Raw genomic sequence first — 18,208 nt, 5'->3', positions numbered from 1 at the left:
GGGAATCGCACGTGGCGTCAGATTCAAGCGTTGATCGAACTGATCGAGGCGGTGCTATGAGGTGGGCTTGCGTCGAGGCTGCGGAGCAGGACCGAACGCTGCCCAGAAAACTTTGATGAAAGTCGTCCTCTGTCTGCAGCTCGGCAGATTGGCAGTCGTTGCAAGGTGTGCCGTTCCGCAATTCGCAGGACTTCCCTAAGACGCGCCTTGTGGTTTTTCCTCATCCACCAAGTTGACAGGAACATGTCGCGATGCAGAGTAGGGCTAGGTCAGACGCATCCGCTGAACAGGCCGGCGCCGCCGCCTGCCGCAGCTTCAGCGATGACTGTTTCGGCGGATGTTATCCGGTCGGTGCCAGCCTTTCTTCGCGGGCCTGGACAGGAGGGCATCGGCCGAGCCACCTCAGCCGGGCTGGTCCGCAAGCCGCTGCTTGGGGGCTCGGCCCATTCCCCTGTGGGCTTCTCGGCCCAGTTGCCGTTCGTTAGCAGAGCTGGCGTCGCCGGCACGATGTGCGCAGCTCGACCCAGATGAATATTTGTCAGTGAGAGGCTTCATGGAGCTCAGCATCAAGCTGACTTTGGATTGTATGGTGTGCAGAGCCGCTCAGGCGGTGCGCGCCATCGAGTGGAGGGCACCAGGAGCGGCGCCTCGCACCTCGGTCGCCACGGAGCTCCATACTCAATGGCGATCGCCTTTCGTTACATCGGGGCCAAGTTCCGTCGCGCCAAGGAAGCCGACAAAGCGGGAGCCGCACACCGTTCGCAAGCAGCCGAGCAAAGCTGGACCGATTGCTCGACGGCTCTCGATGGGCGCACTGCGTGGTCAAGTGACTGCAAAACAAAACGCGGAGTTTGCCTTCTTGGCAGCGCGCTCAACCGTGAGAACGTCACGAACACGACATTGCAGGTGAAATGGACGTGAACTCGGCAGCAACTGAGCAAGCATGGCGACTTGCGGCGCACGGCGGATCGCAGGGCAATGAGAGCGACGGTTTAGCTTTTCAGGCTCGCTGTGAGATTGATTTGGATGCGGATCTGTGCAAAGAGCCTATGAGGCTGCGCCGTCCAATAAAGCTGTCCGGCTCAGGCCGTCGTGCACGGCTGCTCGATTGCTGCGCGGTGCCATGGGTCGTGGCCGATGGCTCCATCCACCTCTCTCTACACCGCGATTGGCTTGGCAACGTTGCTCATCACAGCGAGACGGGAGCTGGCAAACATCGCTCTATCGTACACTCCGCCGAAATAATCCAGGACGAAGGTTCTAGAATGATTCAGATTGTCGGTAACGCGCCTGATGAGGTTGTCGAGAATTGCGGCGACTTCGCCAATGCGGTCGCTGTATGAGCGCGAATAACGTCAACGGCGTTCATTGAGTGAACCGCCTCGTCGGCAATCACTTTCTCTGAGCCAATAATGGAACGTGTCGTTTCCAAGTCCATCATAGAACGACTTTTCGGCAGCATAGGCGGGGCAAGTGCACATCTCATCAAATGCGATCATAACCATCAAGGAGAATTCGTCATTCAGGTGTGCACCGATCGGATCAAAATCATGCGATCGAGTGTCTCGATAGCGCGCGTAGCGCGTTTTCGGATCCGTTAGCGACAAGTTCAATGATGCGGATGAACCCATCGGTGTGACGTTCTTCGTCGGCGCCCAACTTGAAAAAACGCCTCAGCGTCATCTAATGTCCAGATTTCGGACCTGTAATTCTTGCCTCTGATGCGTGGCGTCATATTCTGTGTACAGATCAGGCCACAATTTGTTCCAACGTGCGCGTACAACCGATGGTTCGGCGGTGAGCATTGTAGACCATGGAACAATTCGTCTGGATTCCAGTTTCGGCGAACCGGCATGATCATCCGAGTGCTCCTGTCGTGGGCGGTGCGAGCGTCCCGGCGTACGCATGGTCTATAGTCCGAAAACCCGCAAAGCCTACTTACTACACGCAGAATGCGGGCGTCGCCTCCTTGTTCTGGCGGGGTGCAACGTCAGGCTGCGGATCTTCGCAACTTGAGCAGTGTGGAGGTGCCTTCAGTGAAGCGTCAGGCCGCGGCGTCAAATGGCATGCCGTTCCTGGTGTGGTTTGAACTCCATGCCGCCACCGGGTCCATTCCCGCGCGGGATGCTTGGTGTCAGTGATCAAAGAGTACCACGCGTTGTCGCCTTTGAAGAGCTCGCTCATGAGGCCTCCGGGCTCGGTTCGAAGAAGTCCAACGCTTTTGTTGCCCAGCTGATAGCTGAAATATCGCGCCTGTTCCGATCCGGCTTTCCTGCCGAAGCGAAACGCGATATCCGCCGTGCGTTGGGCTTTTTGGGAGATTGGATCTGAGTACCGCTGCGGATGCGTAGCGATATGCCCGATATCGTCCCGTACTTTCTCGGTTCCGAGCCCCGGTGGTTGAGATCTCAAAGTCCACCTTCGAGAACGAGCTAGTTAGAGGAGTTTTATGGCGACCAGGCAGCATCGGCGCTTCGCTGCTGTTCGCCAACTCATCTCGAGCGGGCCAACGCCTGCCGGCCGTCCGTTAGCGGCCGTGGGTCTGTGTTCCCGCTCTCCGTCTTGCTTTCAAGTGCGAGCGAGATTTTGAGGTTGTTACGCAACATCGCATTTGCGGGAGCTGTTTCAAGAGCTTGGCGGTATAGCGCTTGTGCCTCGCGATGGCGGCCCTCGTGGTCGAGCACAACACCCTTGGCATTCAGCGCGCGCAGGTCGCCAGGTACGACCAGTAAGAGCGCGTCGAGCACCTCAAGCGCATCATCTGGGGATCTGCGTCCCAGCAGGGCCCGAGCAAGAGGAATCGCCGCATCGACGTTGTCCGGTTGTTGCCTCAACGTGTCGCGTAAAGTCTGCTCGTCAGCATTCCGATCGATGGCGCGAACAATGCGCTCACGCATGGCAGGATCAATCTCCACGGCGCCTGCTGGATCTGATGTGGATGTCTGCTGCGGGGAGAGCGCCGACCGCTCCGAGCCGGCACAAGCTGATAGCAGCAATATGGCGAGAAGAGCTGGGCACGAGCCCGGACCAAAGGAGCACAAGCGCCGCCCGACGCTGATCGCATATGGAGTCATGGGCCATCTCGGGATAAGCGGCTGCGTTCTGTTAAGTCGGCGCGGTAAGAAGCCCGCCACGCTCCGAGGAAGCGGCCTTATCCTTGGCAGCCGGAAGCTTGACGGACCCAATCGGCTGGACGGTGAAATCTGAAGCGAGGTCCTGATAGGACAGAACGGGCAAATCGATTCCGTTGCGGGTGAGAAAGCCTCGTACAAAACGACGGATATCCATCGAACCGAGAATAATGGGTTGGCTCTGACTTCGAGCGATGGTCGAATGGATCTGACGGAATTGTGCAAGCAGCTTCTCGCTCTGCCAATCGTCCAAAACGAGGTATGGACCGACAGCGGTTTCGCGCACCGCGCCGCGGACAATATCCTCGGTCTCGCGCTCGATGATAAAGGCGGCCACAACCCGATGGGCATTGGCATAGCGAAAACAGATCTGCCGTTTCAAGGTGGCACGAACATATTCGGTGAGCAGGACCGCATTTTGCTCGCGTTCACTCCATTCTGCCAGGGCTTCCAGCAGTAGGCGGGTGTTGCGAATTGGAATGCCCTCATCGAGTAGGCGGCGCAGGACCTCGGCGATCCGAGGAACGGTGGTCGTACGCAGCACTTCCTTGACCAGATCAGCGTATTCCTGCTCCATTCGGCCAAGCAATTGGCGGGTTTCTTGAATGCCTACCAAGCGCTGTGCATAGCGTGTCAATGTGAAGTGGAGACGCAAGGCAAGAATTTCGCTCGGACGATGATATCCGATTCCCGCGGCTTTGAGGGCGGCCGCATGACCTTCTTCGATCCAGACCCGATTCGTCTCCGGCTCTTGTCGAAAGGGGATGCCGCTCAATTCGATGTTCGCCACATCGTCGTTGAGCGCGAGTTGCGTCGGATCGATTACATCCCGTTCCACCGGCACGCTGTCGACATCTACCCTGAACTGCGACTTGGACAGATGCTGATCGACCTGAGCCGGGATACGCGGGACCGTTATGCCAAGATCCGCCGATACCAGCGTCGAAACGCGCGCGATGCACTGTTCCAGCTCGTTCTTGTCGATTAAATACGTCAGGTCCGGCGCGAGGAATAGCGCGATCGGAAGTGCCTCCGCATGAACAGCTTGTTCCTGGGTCTGTGCTAGAGCCCGAGCGGAAGCGGCGGCATCTGCACTTGTCTTACCTGCCGTCTTGTCGCTTTTCGCCCCAACCCTGACATAGCTCGCTGCAGCGAAGAGCCCAGCTAGAATGACGAACGGCGGCAAAGGGAAGCCGGGAACGAGTCCCATCAAGAGCAAGACGCAAGCGGCTAAGCGAAGGGCTTGTGTGCTTGCCGTGAGTTGGTTGACAATATCGGCACCAAGTCTGAGCTTGGAAGGCCCGTTCACACGCGTGACGATGGTTGCGGCCGTGATCGACAGCAGCAGCGCCGGGATCTGCGAGATGAGCGCATCCCCTATTGTCAGCAGCGTATATTGGTGCAGCGCCTCATCGAGCGACATACCCTTGGACAGCAGGCCGATACTGATCCCACCCAGCATGTTGATGCAGATGACGATCAGGCCAGCGATCGCGTCGCCCTTGACAAACTTCATGGCACCATCCATGGCGCCATGAAGTTGGCTCTCTTGCTCCAGTGCCGCGCGCCGGCGACGCGCTTCGTGTTGATCGATATGGTTATTGCGCAGCTCCGCGTCTATCGCCATCTGTTTGCCCGGCAGCGCGTCGAGCGTGAAGCGCGCAGAAACCTCTGCGACGCGCTCGGCGCCTTTCGCAAGAACCATGAACTGCACCATGGTCACGATCAGGAATATGACGACTCCGACAGCGATATTCCCTGATATTACGAAGTCGCCAAAGGTGTGGATAATGCTGCCTGCGTCACCCTCCGCAAGAATAAGCCGCGTGGTTGCGATGGTCAGCGAGAGACGAAATACCGTCGAGATAAGGATGACGCCCGGCAACGAGGAAAAATCAAGCGCTGTGCTGAGATAGAGGGCAACCATCAGCAGCAATATGGCAAAGCCAAGATTGAAGCCGATCAGCATGTCAATCACGATGATCGGGATCGGCATGATCATCATGCCGATCGCCAGGAGCAGCATCAACGCGACCATAAAATCCGGATGAGCCGGCGCGCGCAGGATGAATTTACGCAAGGCGTTGGCCATGAAGGTCCCTATTTCTGTTTGATGAGAGCGGTGCTGCCGCGCAATGACACATAGCGTCGGAAGACATCGCGGGCCTCGGTCATGCGGCCTGCCTCCCGCAGCGCTTGACTGCGCAGGAGCGTCAAAGGCACGCGTGAAGACGGGTGAGCATCAACGGCGTCCAGCTGATCGAGCACCTCAAGTGCTTCGTCACCAAGGCCCTCCGAGATGAGGGTGTAGGCCAGAATTCGGAGCAGATCGACATCCTGGGAATGTTCGCGGGCTGCGATTCGTAGCAGGGCCAGACTTTGTGCGCTCTGCCCGCACGCGAGGTGGACATAGGAGAGGGCGCAGAGCAGGTCACGCTCCGGCCCGGAGATCAGCAGGATATCGCCGGACTTGGAAACGTCCGGGGCCGAGGTGCGCGCATCCTGCACTCGATCCGATTCGATCATGGCTAGCCCTTGATCAAGCTGTTCTGATTTTGCCGGAGCAGAAGGAACCGCCGCAGTTCTTGCTGCAGGATCGCCAAGCATTCGCCGGCCGTCTTGTCGTCTGGCGTTGATTCCAGCGTTTGCGTTAAGCGCTCCAGAAGAGCACCATGCCTGTCTGCGCGCAGCACGTCCGGATGACGCAGGCGTGGAATGACGAAGGAGAGCAGGCCTTGTGACAGATTGTGGCCATAAAGTGACGCAAGTACAGCGCGGGGGTCGATTTCATTTGCGCCAGCAGCCCTCTCGAAGAGAGTGACGCGCGAGATTGCATCGATCGGGCCGACCTCGAGCGCGGCTTCGCTCGCAGGATCAATTGTCAGATCCTGAGCGGATGCGTCTCGCCACGACGCCTGTTTCGTGGCGCCATCTGCATGAGCGCCCTCGACTTCGATGTGGTCGGCTTTCGGGGGGGGCGGGCCGTTGACCGATGCATGCTCCCCCGCGTCATACCCCTGCGACAAGGGGCCGGACCCTACAGGGTGCTGGGGCAGTCGGGCCATAGGCTTCTCCTTTCTTCCTGCAGGGCGAAAACATTAATAGGGAAGTGCAGCGAAGCGGCCGTTCCGACTGAGCAGCACTCGTCCATCCTCGATTCGATCGACGGTCCATCCATTGCTCAGCAGCGCTCCCACGAAATACTTCTGGCCGCCGATAAGAAGATAACGTTCGCTTCCGCGCCAAACCGCTTGGACCGAGATTGAGGGCGGCGCCTTTTCGTCCTTGACGGTGACCGCGTTCACAAGGGCAGGAGTTCCGTTGGTTTGATGATCAAACCATTGCTGGATTTCCTGCCATTTTGCGCCAAGGGCTGGGGTCACGGTTCCTTCCGCGGTCACGACGCCGTGCCCCGAACCGACCTTGATATTAAGAAGGCCTCCTCGTTCAACCTCCTGCCGCAGCAATTCGGCAGTTGCATCAGCGGCCTTCGCATCCAGACGATTGATGGCTGGTTTGGCGGCAATGTCGGCCACAGGCGATGCGTCTGTGCTCGGCGGCACTGCGTTATCGTCAGGGGCGAATATGGGCGAGACGGCGCCGATCGCCATGGAGCTGAGCAAGACGAGGCTGAGCACTACGATCCAGATAAAAGAGCGGCTGCTTGAGCCACCTTGCGGCAAATCTTGCGTCGACCAGCGAATGGACATGGCGCCGACATGAACGACGGCAGGAAGAGGAACACTAACGCGCTCGCCTGGGGGCATATTCTCGCGGCCGTCCAGTCTGATATTGGCTGCAAGGGCCTCGATCTCGATCGAATTGGTATGCGGGGTGATGCGAAGGTGGCGCGGTTCGAGCCCTTGTTCAAAGAAGATCAGATCGGCATCGAGGCCGCTGCCGATGAGGCTGGCCCCAATAGCGGTTTTGCCCCTAAGCCCGGCATAGAGTCCCGATAAGACCTCAAACTCGAGAGAAATCGATTCGCTCACGGATCATCTCCTGAATAACGAGACAAGCCGTACGGCAGTTCGCCGTACGGCTCTTGCAGAGTTCGTCATTCACTGCGCGGACACGGTAGCGACTCGGTGAGCCAACCGCCTTGCAGATTTACTGGACGCGTTCGTCGGCGACCTTCTTCTCGGAAGAGAGCTCGGTCGTAATTCTGCGCATCGCCACGGCCTGGGCCTGAACTTTTTGGCTAACACGCTCGAACTCAGCCATCTGGTTCTGGAAACCGGCATCCTGGGTCTGCTGAGTAGCAGGAGCGGCACCGTTACCGCCAACACTATTAACCGCCATGTCTATTCACCTTTCTTTGTCGTGTGTCGTAGTTGTGGCCTGCTACGTCGGGCGGGCCGACGATACGATGGCAGGAATAGAAAGAAAGACGTGCTCGCCCCCCAGACTGCTCAGGCCCAGCTCTGCGTTCTTGCCGAGACCATCGGTCTTGGGCTGTACGTTGCTCGTTTCAGCGTTCTTGTTGTCGGCAGCTTTGTCGGGGTGACTATCTTCGGACCCCAGCTTGTGGATCACCTTTCCAAAGGCGTGATCAAGGGCCCCGCCCACGGCGGAACCAATCGCAGCTCCGGCAGGTCCGCCCAACCGTCCGCCGGCAGCGCTTCCGATCATTTCTCCAATCATCGACTTCTCCTATGCTCGTCTTGTTACGCTCAATAGGCGACTCCTCGCCTACAGTTCAGCGGCCTCATGCTAGGAGCGCTACCTTTCGAGAAGCTGACGAGTCTCGCGTTCCAGAACATTGGGGCGGCACTTTGCAGAAGCTCATCACCTGCTGACAGCTTGCAAGCTTCATTTGCCTCCCTGGCCGCGCGTATGATCAGCCTGACGCCGAGCCGATATCGGCGCGGCGAACGTCCCTGCGCGTCAGGCGCAATTCGTTGGTCTGGTGAAGCTTGCAGCGAAGCTCTGACGGGTGTGCGTGGTCCGGCGATCAGGCCCGGTCGCTGGGCCTACGGCCGGGTTGTTGCGTTTGTCGGTGAGAGCTGCTGCGGAGACTGGTGGTGTGATCGCCGGCACTTAGAGATTGCATCGATAGCGCCCAACGGGGGGGGGGGGGGGGGGGGGGGGGTCCTGGTCCGACGGGGCGACTGGCGGCTTCGCGGTGAGACCTCGTCGCTTATTGAGGCCTCGCAAGGAGCAGGGCCTACTCAGTGTAGCTGACATCGGACAGTCGATCGTCGGGTGCGAGACTGCATGTTACCGGTGATCGGCGAGCGTGGATATTCCCTAAAGGTGGTCTGTCGTGGAAGGCGGCTGCGAGCAATCATGCGATCCCCAGCCCGTGTCTGCTGACGAGGGCTGTGATGTTCAGTCGATGGTTTGTTGTCGTCAGCTTTTCGACAGGTACTGCTGGTACAGTCTTGGAACTTGGATGCGTGCGACATGCTCGTGCCAAACCGACGAGAGGAGGGGGGGGGCTCATCAGGGTTGCCGGCGCCGGCAGCGAGAAGCATCCATTCGCTCCCCATCGGGCAGGAGTGCGTTCTAAAATGGTTCCTAGTTGATTGAGCGCAACGCTCGCAATTTTACCGCTTTCTTCGATGCAACAGGAGTGAACTAAATGGCGTATCTTCCCGTGGCCGGTCTCCCCGTGGTCGGCGCACTCGATTCGACGGTGAATGGAGTGGGGTCTGACGGGGTGGTTGCCAGCCCCGCTTTCGGCGCGCTGTTGGGGCAGTATGCCCCAACAGGTGCCTACCAGTACCTGCCGGCAGGTGCTGCCGTCGTTGTCGCTCCGGTGGTCGTCACTCCAGTTGTGGCTGCTCCCATGTACATGATGGCGCCGCCGCCTCCTCCTTCCATGCTGTTGAGCCAGCAAAGTTCGGGTTTAGAGCCTTCCGTCGATCCGGTATGGACGCATGAGGTCAAGGATGGTAAGGCCACGATCAACCTCGGCGACAAATATACGATCACGGCCGATGAGAAGGATGGCACCTGGACCGTTCGCAACAACCAGACAGGCCATGTCACGAAGATCCATGGAGATCCCCATGTTGACGCGGACGGGGATGGCAAGGATGACTTCGACTTCAAGAAAGATATGACCTTCCAGCTCGACGATGGGACCAAGATTACCGTCAATAATGTCGACTACGGTAATGGTGAGACCATCTCCTCAAAGTTGACCATTACGAATGGTCACAACGCGATGGTTGTGGAGGGGCTCGGCGACGACAAGGATGGCAAAAACAATCTGAGGGTGACCCAGTCCAATGCCGGCATGACTCTTGATGAGCTGACACCCGATGGTGCCCAGGCGATCCATGAGAGCGGCCAAGGCTGGGTCGATGGCGCCGGCGGCGTGGTGAATCAGGCGAGTATCGATGCCGGCGAACAGGGTCGCGCGCCGGGCAGCTACCAGTCTGCAAGCGCAGCGCCTGCCACTGCAACACCCGTGTTCTTCGTTCCTCCTCCACCGCCACCTCTTGCGATGGTTCCGCTTGCCGTCGCTCAGGCGCCAGCGCCGTCATCTCAGCCAGCGCCAGTGTGGTCGCACGAGGTCAAGGACGGCAAGGCGACGATCAACCTTGGTGATAAGTATACGATCACAGCCGATGAGAAGGACGGCACCTGGACCGTTAGAAACAACCAGACCGGCCATGTCTCGAGGATCCACGGCGATCCTCACGTCGATGCTAATGGCGACGGCAAGGACGATTTCGACTTCAAGAAAGGTATGACCTTCCAGCTCGACGACGGCACGAAGATCACGGTGGACACGGTCGATTATGGCAAAGGAAAAACCATCTCCTCGAAGCTCACCATCACCAACGGCGACAATGCCATGGTTGTGGAGGGGCTCGGTGACGACAAGGATGGGAAGAACAATCTGAAGGTCACGCAGTCTAATGCTGGGCGGACGCTTGATCAGCTGACGTCCGATGGCGCTCAGACAATCCATGAGACAACTCAGGGGTGGGTTGACAACTCCGGACGCAAGGTGACGCAGGCGGTGATCAACCACAATGAGAACCCGGATGCGCCACCGGATTTCAAGACGATGATGCGCGAGAGCATGTTCCAGCGCATTTTCCATCGCCATGCACAGCCGGCATGAGGCCCGATCCCGGGGCGTGTCGGAAACTCGTGGAAGCGGGCGCTAGCGCCCGCCTTTCATTTTCGCCAAACGGCCGCGAGAAGGGCAGCTTGGCGATCTATCGATTCAGGATCGACGGTAACAGTCAGATTGTCTCGGCAATCGCAGCCTTCGCCCCGACAAACGGGCGGAGGGCCTCCAGGCCCGGCTACGCGGCCAGAATTGCTGTGGCGCGTTCCCGCCCGTTGTCGGCGATGGAGGCGCTGCACAGGAACGGTGCTCTCAGGTTTGTCTGCATGTCAAAGTCATGCCGACGCAAGCGTCGCAGTGAAAATCCCGTCAAGATCGCAAATTGGATTGAGGGCTGCCTCGACGGCGCGATCTACCGTCGGCTCAAAAGCACAAGCCCTGCCTCGCGTTGAGCTCTGCCTGTCTTTAGCCTCCGAAGCCGGGCGTGAACCCTTGCGCCCCCCGAACATCCATCAGCTTCTCAGGAAGCCGGAGGCGCTATGGGCTTTGAGCATCGCCATTCCCGTCAAAGTAAGCTGCTAGGGACGTTAAAAGGAAATCGCAGCAGCCCGCCGCCAAAAAGATCCCGGTGCATTCGGATTCGCGGGACCCGCTCGCAGCTCGGATCTGAGATCATTGAATGCGCATCTAACTGGTGGCACGTGCCAAGTTTCACTTGGTACGTCTTCGATTCGATCACTACGCGTGATCTGCTGCCGGTTTGATGGACACCCGGTTAAGCTAATCCCACCTTGCGCTCGAACTTAAGCGGGCTGAGATCGCCGATGGTCGAGTGCCTGCGGGTCGTGTTGTAAAATCGTTCGATGTAGTCGAACACATCGGCGCGTGCCTCATCTCTGGTTCGATAAATCTTGTTGGCCGTACGCTCGGTCTTGAGCGAGGAGAAGAAGCTCTCCAGCTCATGCTGCAAACGATGCCGTGGTCGGCCATCAGGCGCTGGAACTGCTCGCTGGTGTACTGGCTGCCCTGGTCGGAGTGATGCAACAGTGCATCCGGCTTGCCGCGCCGCCAGACGGCCATCAACAATGCGTCCGTCACGAGCTGTGCCGTCATGGCGGCACTCATCGACCAGCCCACCACGCGGCGTGAGAACAGGTCGATCACCGCTGCGACATAGAGCCAGCCTTCGGCCGTCCAGAGATAGGTGAAGTCGGCGATCCACTTCTGGTTCGGCCGCTCGGCGGCGAACTGCCGGTCAAGGAGGTTCGCCGGTACGGTCTCGAGCTGTCGATCGCCGCTGTCCTTCGGCAAGCGCCGACGTCGCGGCCGCGCCCGCAAGCCTTGCAGGCGCATCAGCCGCTCAATCCGGTGCAGGCCCCAATCCGCCCCGTCGGCGAGCAGGTCACGCCACACCCGGCGTGCGTCATAGGTGCGGTCGCTGGCGGCGAAGCTGGCCTTGACCTTGCCGCCGAGCTCCTCGTCGCTGCGGGATCTGGTGCTGGGAGAGCGATTCAGCCAGGCATGGAAGCCCGACCGCGACACTCCCAGCGCATCGCATAGCCATGCCACCGGCCAGATCGTCCGGTGCTTCGCGACGAAGGCGAACTTCATGTCGCTTCCTTCGCGAAGTAGGCTGCGGCCTTTTTTAGGATATCCCACTCGGCCTTCAGCTTGGCGACCTCACGGCGCAGCCGCTCGATCTCCTGCTGCTCCGGCTTCATCTGCCCGTAGCCGGGAAAGGCTTGCGCCGGGTCGGAGCCCAACTCCTTCACCCATTTGCGGAGAACATTCTCATGAACATCCAGGTCACGGCCGGCTTGCGCCACCGACACCCCACGGTCCCGCACCAGCTTGACCGCCTCGACCTTGAACTCGCGGCTGAACTTCCGTCTTTTCATCGCCACCTCCGGCTTCATGAAACACCTAATCTCGGTGTCCATCAAACCGGCAGCAGCTCAGCGGGCTGTATCTCTATGTGGCGCCGAGCATCGGCTCACCCATCATCAAGCTCGCTCATGGCCTCATCCATATCCGACTGGGAATCGCTTATGACTTGCGTGGCGACGGAAACGAGAGCCTTTTCGAATGCTCGGCGCAGTAGCGCTGCACGCGTGTCATCGCCGCCGCTCTCGGCGGTGTCGGAGGGGGCGCCAACCTGCGGCGCTGTTGCATTAATATCGGCTGCGTTCATGTCGTAACACCCGGATAGCGGCGTCGCCGCGAGATGACCTATCCGCTTCATGCTAGCAGGGACAGCTTGCGAAAAGCTGACTAAGATCGAGCCTCCTTGGCGGCTTCATCCATGACCACGCAAGTGAGGACAACCGTATGCCGGCACGGTCATTACTGCGATCGGAGCTCTGGTAAATCATGGCGCCAAAACACTTGGCCACGTCAGCAAGCGCGACGGCGACTGTTGCGCGTTGAAGGCTCAGTGGTACCATAAGCATTTGTGGAGCTATCGCGCTCGATCTGGCGCGCGCGGCAAGCCACCGAGATCGCACGATCATGGCAGGGACGCACCTCACGCCAGTTCCACAAGAAGAGCAACACCTTGCTGGCGCATCGCATTCTCGACCGCTTTGAATTGCAAGCCAAACGTTGCGCGTCATGAGATTATCCCTCGCCAGCATCGCCCGGAACCTTCGCCGAACGGATTCCTATCCAACGCGGACTCGCATAGGCACCCGTCATCGCGACGGAGCATCGAAATCAAAATGCTGCCACTCTTTTCACGGAATGGGCCGAAGCAGGGGGGCATTTGCTCGAACACAGCGTTGCGGGCCCAGACCCGGAGCGGACGTGGCGTCCTGCGTCTCGACTCCCCTGCCACAAGCCTTGACGAATCTCGACGCGCGGCGTCTGTATGTAGATCTGCCACGGTCTTCCATTCTGCATCTAGTAGGGTGGAAGCTAAGAGAGAACCCGGTGCGCCGGTAACGGCTATTCCGGGGCTGCCCCCGCAACTGTAAGCGGCGAGCGGTTGTCATAATGGTCACTGGCCGCGACAGCACCGGGAAGGCCGACAGCCGCAGCGACCCGCGAGCCAGGAGACCTGCCGCGACAGAATAGAACGTCCTCGGGCGGGGTGCCCCGTGCGTCGCTTGCAGCCTGGGACGTTTGACCCGTCTCCTCGCAAGTCGTGCGCGTGGCTTCCCCCCCTAACATCGCGGGGTTGCCGATGTCGTCGTCTTACGATTTCAATCAGCATGGTCATCTAATTGAGTGGCCGAGTGTGCGGCCGTGGCCGGCGCGGCCAAAGTCTGCCGCGCCTCAGCGGTGTGTTGTGCCGCCGCCGTCATCGCCTCCGCTGCCGCGGCCTCTCGCGCCATTGCCAAAGCCGTCCGATCTCACGCTCGATCGATCGCGCGACGGCCTGCTGACCGCGTTCGGCAAGCTAACGCTGACCGATCGTTATCTGCTCGTCGGCGAAAGCGTCCAGGACATGTTCGCGCGGGTGTCCTGTGCCTTCGCGGACGATGTTGCGCACGCCCAACGTCTCTATGACGCGATGTCTCGGCTGTGGTTCATGCCAGCCACGCCGGTGCTGTCCAATGGCGGCACCACGCGCGGCCTGCCAATCTCGTGCTTCCTTAACTCGGTGTCCGACTCGCTCGAAGGCATCGTTGGCACCTGGGACGAAAACGTGTGGCTTGCCTCCAACGGGGGCGGTATCGGCACGTACTGGGGCAATGTTCGCTCGATCGGAGAGAAGGTGAAGGGCGGCGTCAGCTCAGGCGTCATCCCGTTCATCCACGTCATGGACGGCCTGACGCTGGCGATCAGCCAGGGCTCGTTGCGGCGCGGCTCGGCGGCGGTCTATCTCGATATCCAGCATCCCGAGATCGAGGAGTTTCTCGAGATCCGCAAGGCGTCCGGCGACTTCAACCGCAAGAGCCTCAACCTGCATCACGGCATCAACCTCACCGACGAGTTCATGCGTGCCGTGGGCGCCGGCACCGCGTTCGCTCTGCGCAGCCCGAAGACGAACGAGGTCGTCCGCGAGATCGACGCGCGACAGCTATGGCAACGCATTCTTGAGAACCGGTTGCAGACAGGCGAGCCTTATCTCTTGTTCATCGACACTGTGAATCGCGCGCTTCCCAAGCACCAGCGCGAGCTCGGTCTCAAGGTCTCGACCTCCAACCTGTGCAGCGAGATTACGCTCCCGACCGGCATCGACCATCGCGGCGAGGAGCGCACCGCGGTGTGCTGTCTGTCATCGCTCAACCTCGAGACTTGGGACCAATGGAATGAGGAACCCGGCTTCATCGAGGACGTCATGCGCTTCCTCGACAACGTGCTCACCCACTTCATCACGACGGCGCCGGAGGGTATGAAGCGGGCCCGCTACGCCGCCCTGCGCGAGCGCTCCGTCGGACTTGGCGTCATGGGCTTCCACTCGTTCCTCCAGGCGAATGGCATTCCAATGGAGAGTGGCTTGGCGAAATCATTCAATCTAAAGATGTTTCGGAAGATCCGGGGTGATGCCGACGCGGCATCCGTCGCCCTTGCTCGCGAGCGTGGCCCGTGCCCGGACGCCCTGGAACGTGGCGTGATGGAGCGCTTCAGCCAGAAGATCGCGATCGCGCCGACTGCTTCGATCAGCATCATCTGCGGCGGCACCAGCGCATGCATCGAGCCGATCCCGGCCAACATCTACACCCACAAGACGTTGTCTGGTGCCATCTCGGTACGTAATCCTCATCTGACCAGGGTACTGATCGCCAAGGGCGCCGACACCCCGGTGACCTGGCAGTCGATCATTGCGCAGGAGGGTTCGGTCGCCCATCTCGACATTCTGTCGGAACACGAGAAAGCGGTGTTTCGCACCGCCTTCGAGGTCGACCAGCGCTGGATCGTCGAGCTTGCAGGCGACCGGGCCGCATTCATCTGCCAGAGTCAGTCAATCAACCTCTATCTGCCGGCCGAGGTCGATAAGTGGGATCTCCACATGCTGCACTGGACGGCGTGGAAGCGTGGGGTGAAGAGCCTTTATTACTGCCGTTCAAAATCGATCTCGCGCGCGGCGTTCGCCGGCAAGATCGTCGACGATGACGAGGCCGCGCCGCGGCAGCCGCCTGCGCAGCGCACCGATTATGAGGAGTGCCTCGCATGTCAATGATCGATCTCTCGTCTGTCGATCCGCGCACGCTGATCGGCAAGGGACGCGTTGGTCTCCTTGACTCGATGGGCAGCTATGACGTTGATCGCTACGCTTGGGCCTACGAGTTCTGGAAGCGTCAGCAGCAGACGCATTGGATGGCCGAGGAGGTGCCGCTCGGCAACGACCTCAAGGACTGGGCGTCGGACCGCGTCACCGCCAGCGAGCGCGCGCTGCTCACCCAGATCTTTCGCTTCTTTACTCAGTCCGACATCGAGGTCGGTGACAATTATCTCAAGCGATACATCCCGATTTTCCAGCCGCTCACCGTCCAGATGATGATGGCGGCCTTCACGAACATGGAGACGGTCCACATCGACGCCTATGCGCTGCTGCTCAAGACGCTCGGCATGCCCAAGACCGAGTTCGAGGCATTTCGCAGCTATGCGCAAATGCGCGCCAAGGCGGACTACATGCACGAGTTCGGCATTGACACCGTGGCCGATGTCGCGCGCACCCTGGCTATGTTCGGCGCCTTTACCGAAGGCATGGCGTTGTTCGCGAGCTTCGCTATGCTGCTCAATTTTCCGCGCCACAACAAGATGAACGGCATGGGACAGATCGTAAGCTGGTCGGTGCGCGACGAGAGTCTCCACTGCGAGGGCGTCATCAAGCTGTTTCACGAATGGCACCGCGAGACCGGCGCCGTGACGCGCTCGGTCCGTGACGACATCGTCGATGTCGCCAGAACGATGGTAAAGCTGGAGGAGAACTTCGTCGATCTCGCCTTTGGCCTGGGCAAGATCGAGGGCATGCGTCCTGAGCAGATCAACGCCTACGTCCGTTATGTCGCCGACTGGCGACTGACCCAACTCCGGATTGCCCCGGTTTTCGGCTTCTTCAAGGCCGAGGAGGATGGGTTCACGCAGCTCAAGCCGCATCCGCTGCCTTGGCTCGTCGAGATTCTCAATGGCGTCGAGCACGCCAATTTCTTCGAGCAGCGCGCCACGGAGTACTCCAAGGCGGCGAGCCGAGGCAGCTGGGACGGCGAGGCCGGGGTGTGGGCGGCTTTCGGCCGTATGTAGGCAGCCGGAACAGCATGCGTCCGTTCATACATCTTGGAGGTTCGCGGAAGTCCTCTGCTGCGGCTTCCGGCGGCACAGCGGACCTCAAGCGGCATCATCCACGCCGCTCGAAAATCATAATGGGGGAACACCCGCCCACGGGGCTGATGTACGAAAGTGAAGTCTGATCTTGTGCTGAGTTGCTTCGGTGCGGCAGACTTCGAAAAGGCGATCACAATCGTTGCAATTTGCAGACTGGCGAGACGTCCGTCCCGCATACGGAACTCGGAAAGTTCTGGCGGTACAACTTCGGAAGGCCCAGCCTGAGATGGTCCGGCGTGCGAAGGCCGGGCGTGAGAGGGGCCGGCGGAGGATGGCCGGCGTGCGAGGGATTTTTATCCATATCCTGCCATAGCAAATCTTGGTCGAAATCAGGATGAGCCTCGATCGTCTGCTGCGAGAGGTGATGCGGGGACGGTTCTGTGCTGGATCTGCACCGAGCGCAGCCGGCGCATGCGAATCATCCTCCCAACGCAAGCCTGGCGAATAGGGGTGCGCTATATCCGGGTACGGCGAATAAGGGTGCCGAGCATCCAAGTACGGCGAATAGTGACGGCCTGCGTCCAGATATGGCGAATAGGGCTCCCCCGGCAGCGCGGGCGAGGCGGTACGATTTGGCGCAGCACCACCCTGAGCGCCGTTGAGCTGCTGCTCAAAGCCGGTAGCGTCCGTGGGCGGTAGCGGTGAATTGGTGTCCGGGCTCGTGTTCGATGGTCCGAATTCGTTGAAATCCATCTGTCACTCCCGCATGATGGAGCAGCTCGAGCAATGCGAAGGCTCCTGTCCTGCGAGACCGAAGCAGCTGTTTCGGAGGTTCGCGTTGATCTTCAAGCTCTCCTGGATGCACACGTCTGGCGCGGTCGATGCGAGGCGCCGCCATCCAGACAGGCTCATCCTGGGTAAGGCGGCTTTCGAAAAGCTGACGATCAGATGGATTTAAGCGAATGCAGTTCGGATCCTCGGCTCGAGCTCTCTCGTATTGTTAAGTCACTTCTGGCCTGCAGCTTCGCGCGCGATGCCGTCCTGATGCTGCGCTTCTGAGGAATAGTGGCTTTCAGGTCGTCCGTCGCGAATGACCGTGCTCGAGGAGCCACGAAACAACATCAAAACCGACCCCAGTGGCGGCTTTTCGGCAGCGGTTGGATTCCGCCGCGCCTGCGCCTCCGCCACAAGGCCCTTGAGCGTTTGGTCCACGAGCGCGATGAAGCGCGGCGGGCCCGAAGCCAGGACGAGGCCATCTCCTGGAGCCGGCTTCACGATATAGCGCTCATCGGAGATGTTGAGCACATCGAGCGCGGTCCTGAACGCATCGAAGCTGATCGGGTTCAACACAATGAGACGGCTTTGCGCCTCTTGAGCCGCGGATATGTAAAGCACGAGACCGTCGTAATACCATTGAAGATTGTACAGATTGGTCAAGCGCTCGAGGAACTCTCGCGGTGGCTGGTCCGGCATTCGCCCACGAATCCGGCCCTTTACCTCGGCGCTGACATTGACCCTGATATTGTGATTGTTGCCGAACTCCTGCAGCGCGGCGGAAAGGTCCTGATCCAGAACCGTGTAGCTGTAAGGAGCCGACGGCAGTGAGAGGGATGCGCCGAGCGCGCTTACCGATCCCAGATAGACAAAAACTCCGACATGGAGAACTCTCCTCAAAATGTAGACCGTTGTGGATCGGATGAGCATTCCCGAAGGCCTTCCGCCTGAAAAAAAACCTAGAATTTCATTCCAACGTGAAGGCCAAACGTGATCTTTAGATGACGTAACCAGCGGCATCTTCGTCAGGTTTTCGTCAGCTCGCCAATCTACGCTCATGATC

General features: G+C 59.6%; 14 protein-coding genes, 1 pseudogene and 1 riboswitch. Of the genes and pseudogenes, 5 read left to right on the top strand and 10 right to left on the bottom strand.

The features are described 5' to 3' along the window. Positions 1-681 precede the first annotated feature (681 nt). Positions 682-921, top strand: coding sequence for a hypothetical protein (locus tag HAP47_RS35715; protein ID WP_173643915.1), 240 nt, complete (start codon positions 682-684; stop codon positions 919-921). Beyond that, on the top strand, positions 912-1,343 hold the full coding sequence (locus HAP47_RS35710) for a hypothetical protein (protein ID WP_231168602.1): 432 nt from the start codon (positions 912-914) through the stop codon (positions 1,341-1,343). Before HAP47_RS35715 ends, HAP47_RS35710 begins: the two co-directional genes overlap by 10 nt. Positions 1,344-2,492: 1,149 nt before the next feature. Here the strand turns inward: HAP47_RS35710 and HAP47_RS35705 are convergent. The 7 genes from HAP47_RS35705 to HAP47_RS35675 all read right to left on the bottom strand — a co-directional run bounded on the left by HAP47_RS35705 (position 2,493) and on the right by HAP47_RS35675 (position 7,775). Then, positions 2,493-2,897: a tetratricopeptide repeat protein gene (locus tag HAP47_RS35705; protein WP_231168601.1), complete on the bottom strand. Its 405-nt coding sequence runs from the start codon at positions 2,895-2,897 to the stop codon at positions 2,493-2,495. Between the two features lie 208 nt (positions 2,898-3,105). After that, entirely contained in the window at positions 3,106-5,223 is a 2,118-nt protein-coding gene (gene sctV / locus HAP47_RS35700; protein ID WP_166104774.1) for a type III secretion system export apparatus subunit SctV, read from the bottom strand. Between the two features lie 8 nt (positions 5,224-5,231). After that, complete coding sequence (locus HAP47_RS35695; RefSeq protein ID WP_173643918.1) at positions 5,232-5,657, bottom strand: tetratricopeptide repeat protein; 426 nt, start codon at positions 5,655-5,657, stop codon at positions 5,232-5,234. A 2-nt stretch (positions 5,658-5,659) separates the two neighbouring features. Beyond that, the gene (locus HAP47_RS35690) at positions 5,660-6,196 is read right to left on the bottom strand and encodes a hypothetical protein (protein ID WP_176396263.1); all 537 of its coding nucleotides are present in this window, start codon (positions 6,194-6,196) and stop codon (positions 5,660-5,662) included. A 33-nt stretch (positions 6,197-6,229) separates the two neighbouring features. After that, positions 6,230-7,123, bottom strand: coding sequence for a SctD/MshK family protein (locus tag HAP47_RS35685; RefSeq protein WP_166104769.1), 894 nt, complete (start codon positions 7,121-7,123; stop codon positions 6,230-6,232). A gap of 118 nt (positions 7,124-7,241) precedes the next feature. Then, a complete protein-coding gene (locus HAP47_RS35680) occupies positions 7,242-7,433 on the bottom strand; it encodes a hypothetical protein (RefSeq protein ID WP_014498042.1) in 192 nt (63 codons plus the stop codon). A gap of 42 nt (positions 7,434-7,475) precedes the next feature. Continuing rightward, the gene (locus HAP47_RS35675; RefSeq protein ID WP_173643919.1) at positions 7,476-7,775 is read right to left on the bottom strand and encodes a hypothetical protein; all 300 of its coding nucleotides are present in this window, start codon (positions 7,773-7,775) and stop codon (positions 7,476-7,478) included. Positions 7,776-8,715: 940 nt separating this feature from the next. Here HAP47_RS35675 and HAP47_RS35670 point away from each other — a divergent pair. After that, on the top strand, positions 8,716-10,212 hold the full coding sequence (locus tag HAP47_RS35670; protein ID WP_173643920.1) for a DUF1521 domain-containing protein: 1,497 nt from the start codon (positions 8,716-8,718) through the stop codon (positions 10,210-10,212). A gap of 724 nt (positions 10,213-10,936) precedes the next feature. Here HAP47_RS35670 and HAP47_RS35665 read toward each other — a convergent pair. Both HAP47_RS35665 and HAP47_RS35660 read right to left on the bottom strand, forming a co-directional pair. After that, positions 10,937-12,059, bottom strand: a pseudogene (locus HAP47_RS35665) (IS3 family transposase). A 95-nt stretch (positions 12,060-12,154) separates the two neighbouring features. Continuing rightward, entirely contained in the window at positions 12,155-12,352 is a 198-nt protein-coding gene (locus HAP47_RS35660; RefSeq protein ID WP_166071913.1) for a hypothetical protein, read from the bottom strand. 672 nt (positions 12,353-13,024) lie between these two features. Then, positions 13,025-13,238, top strand: a riboswitch (cobalamin riboswitch). Positions 13,239-13,492: 254 nt separating this feature from the next. Here HAP47_RS35660 and HAP47_RS35655 point away from each other — a divergent pair. Together HAP47_RS35655 and HAP47_RS35650 are read left to right on the top strand one after the other, a co-directional pair. Further along, positions 13,493-15,286: a ribonucleoside-diphosphate reductase subunit alpha gene (locus HAP47_RS35655; RefSeq protein ID WP_224924206.1), complete on the top strand. Its 1,794-nt coding sequence runs from the start codon at positions 13,493-13,495 to the stop codon at positions 15,284-15,286. Beyond that, on the top strand, positions 15,277-16,350 hold the full coding sequence (locus HAP47_RS35650; RefSeq protein ID WP_173643923.1) for a ribonucleotide-diphosphate reductase subunit beta: 1,074 nt from the start codon (positions 15,277-15,279) through the stop codon (positions 16,348-16,350). The genes HAP47_RS35655 and HAP47_RS35650 overlap by 10 nt, the downstream gene beginning before the upstream one ends. 1,026 nt (positions 16,351-17,376) lie before the next feature. On the opposite strand, the gene HAP47_RS35645 is transcribed toward HAP47_RS35650, so the two are convergent. Further along, positions 17,377-18,075, bottom strand: a complete 699-nt coding sequence (locus HAP47_RS35645) for a nodulation protein NolW (RefSeq protein ID WP_173643971.1) — start codon at positions 18,073-18,075, stop codon at positions 17,377-17,379. Between the last annotated feature and the right edge of the window lie 133 nt (positions 18,076-18,208).

This window comes from Bradyrhizobium sp. 41S5 (genome assembly GCF_011516665.3).
Classification (GTDB): domain Bacteria; phylum Pseudomonadota; class Alphaproteobacteria; order Rhizobiales; family Xanthobacteraceae; genus Bradyrhizobium; species Bradyrhizobium quebecense.
The sequence above is the reverse complement of the archived record's forward strand: the minus strand, read 5'-3'. Positions and strand labels throughout refer to the sequence as shown.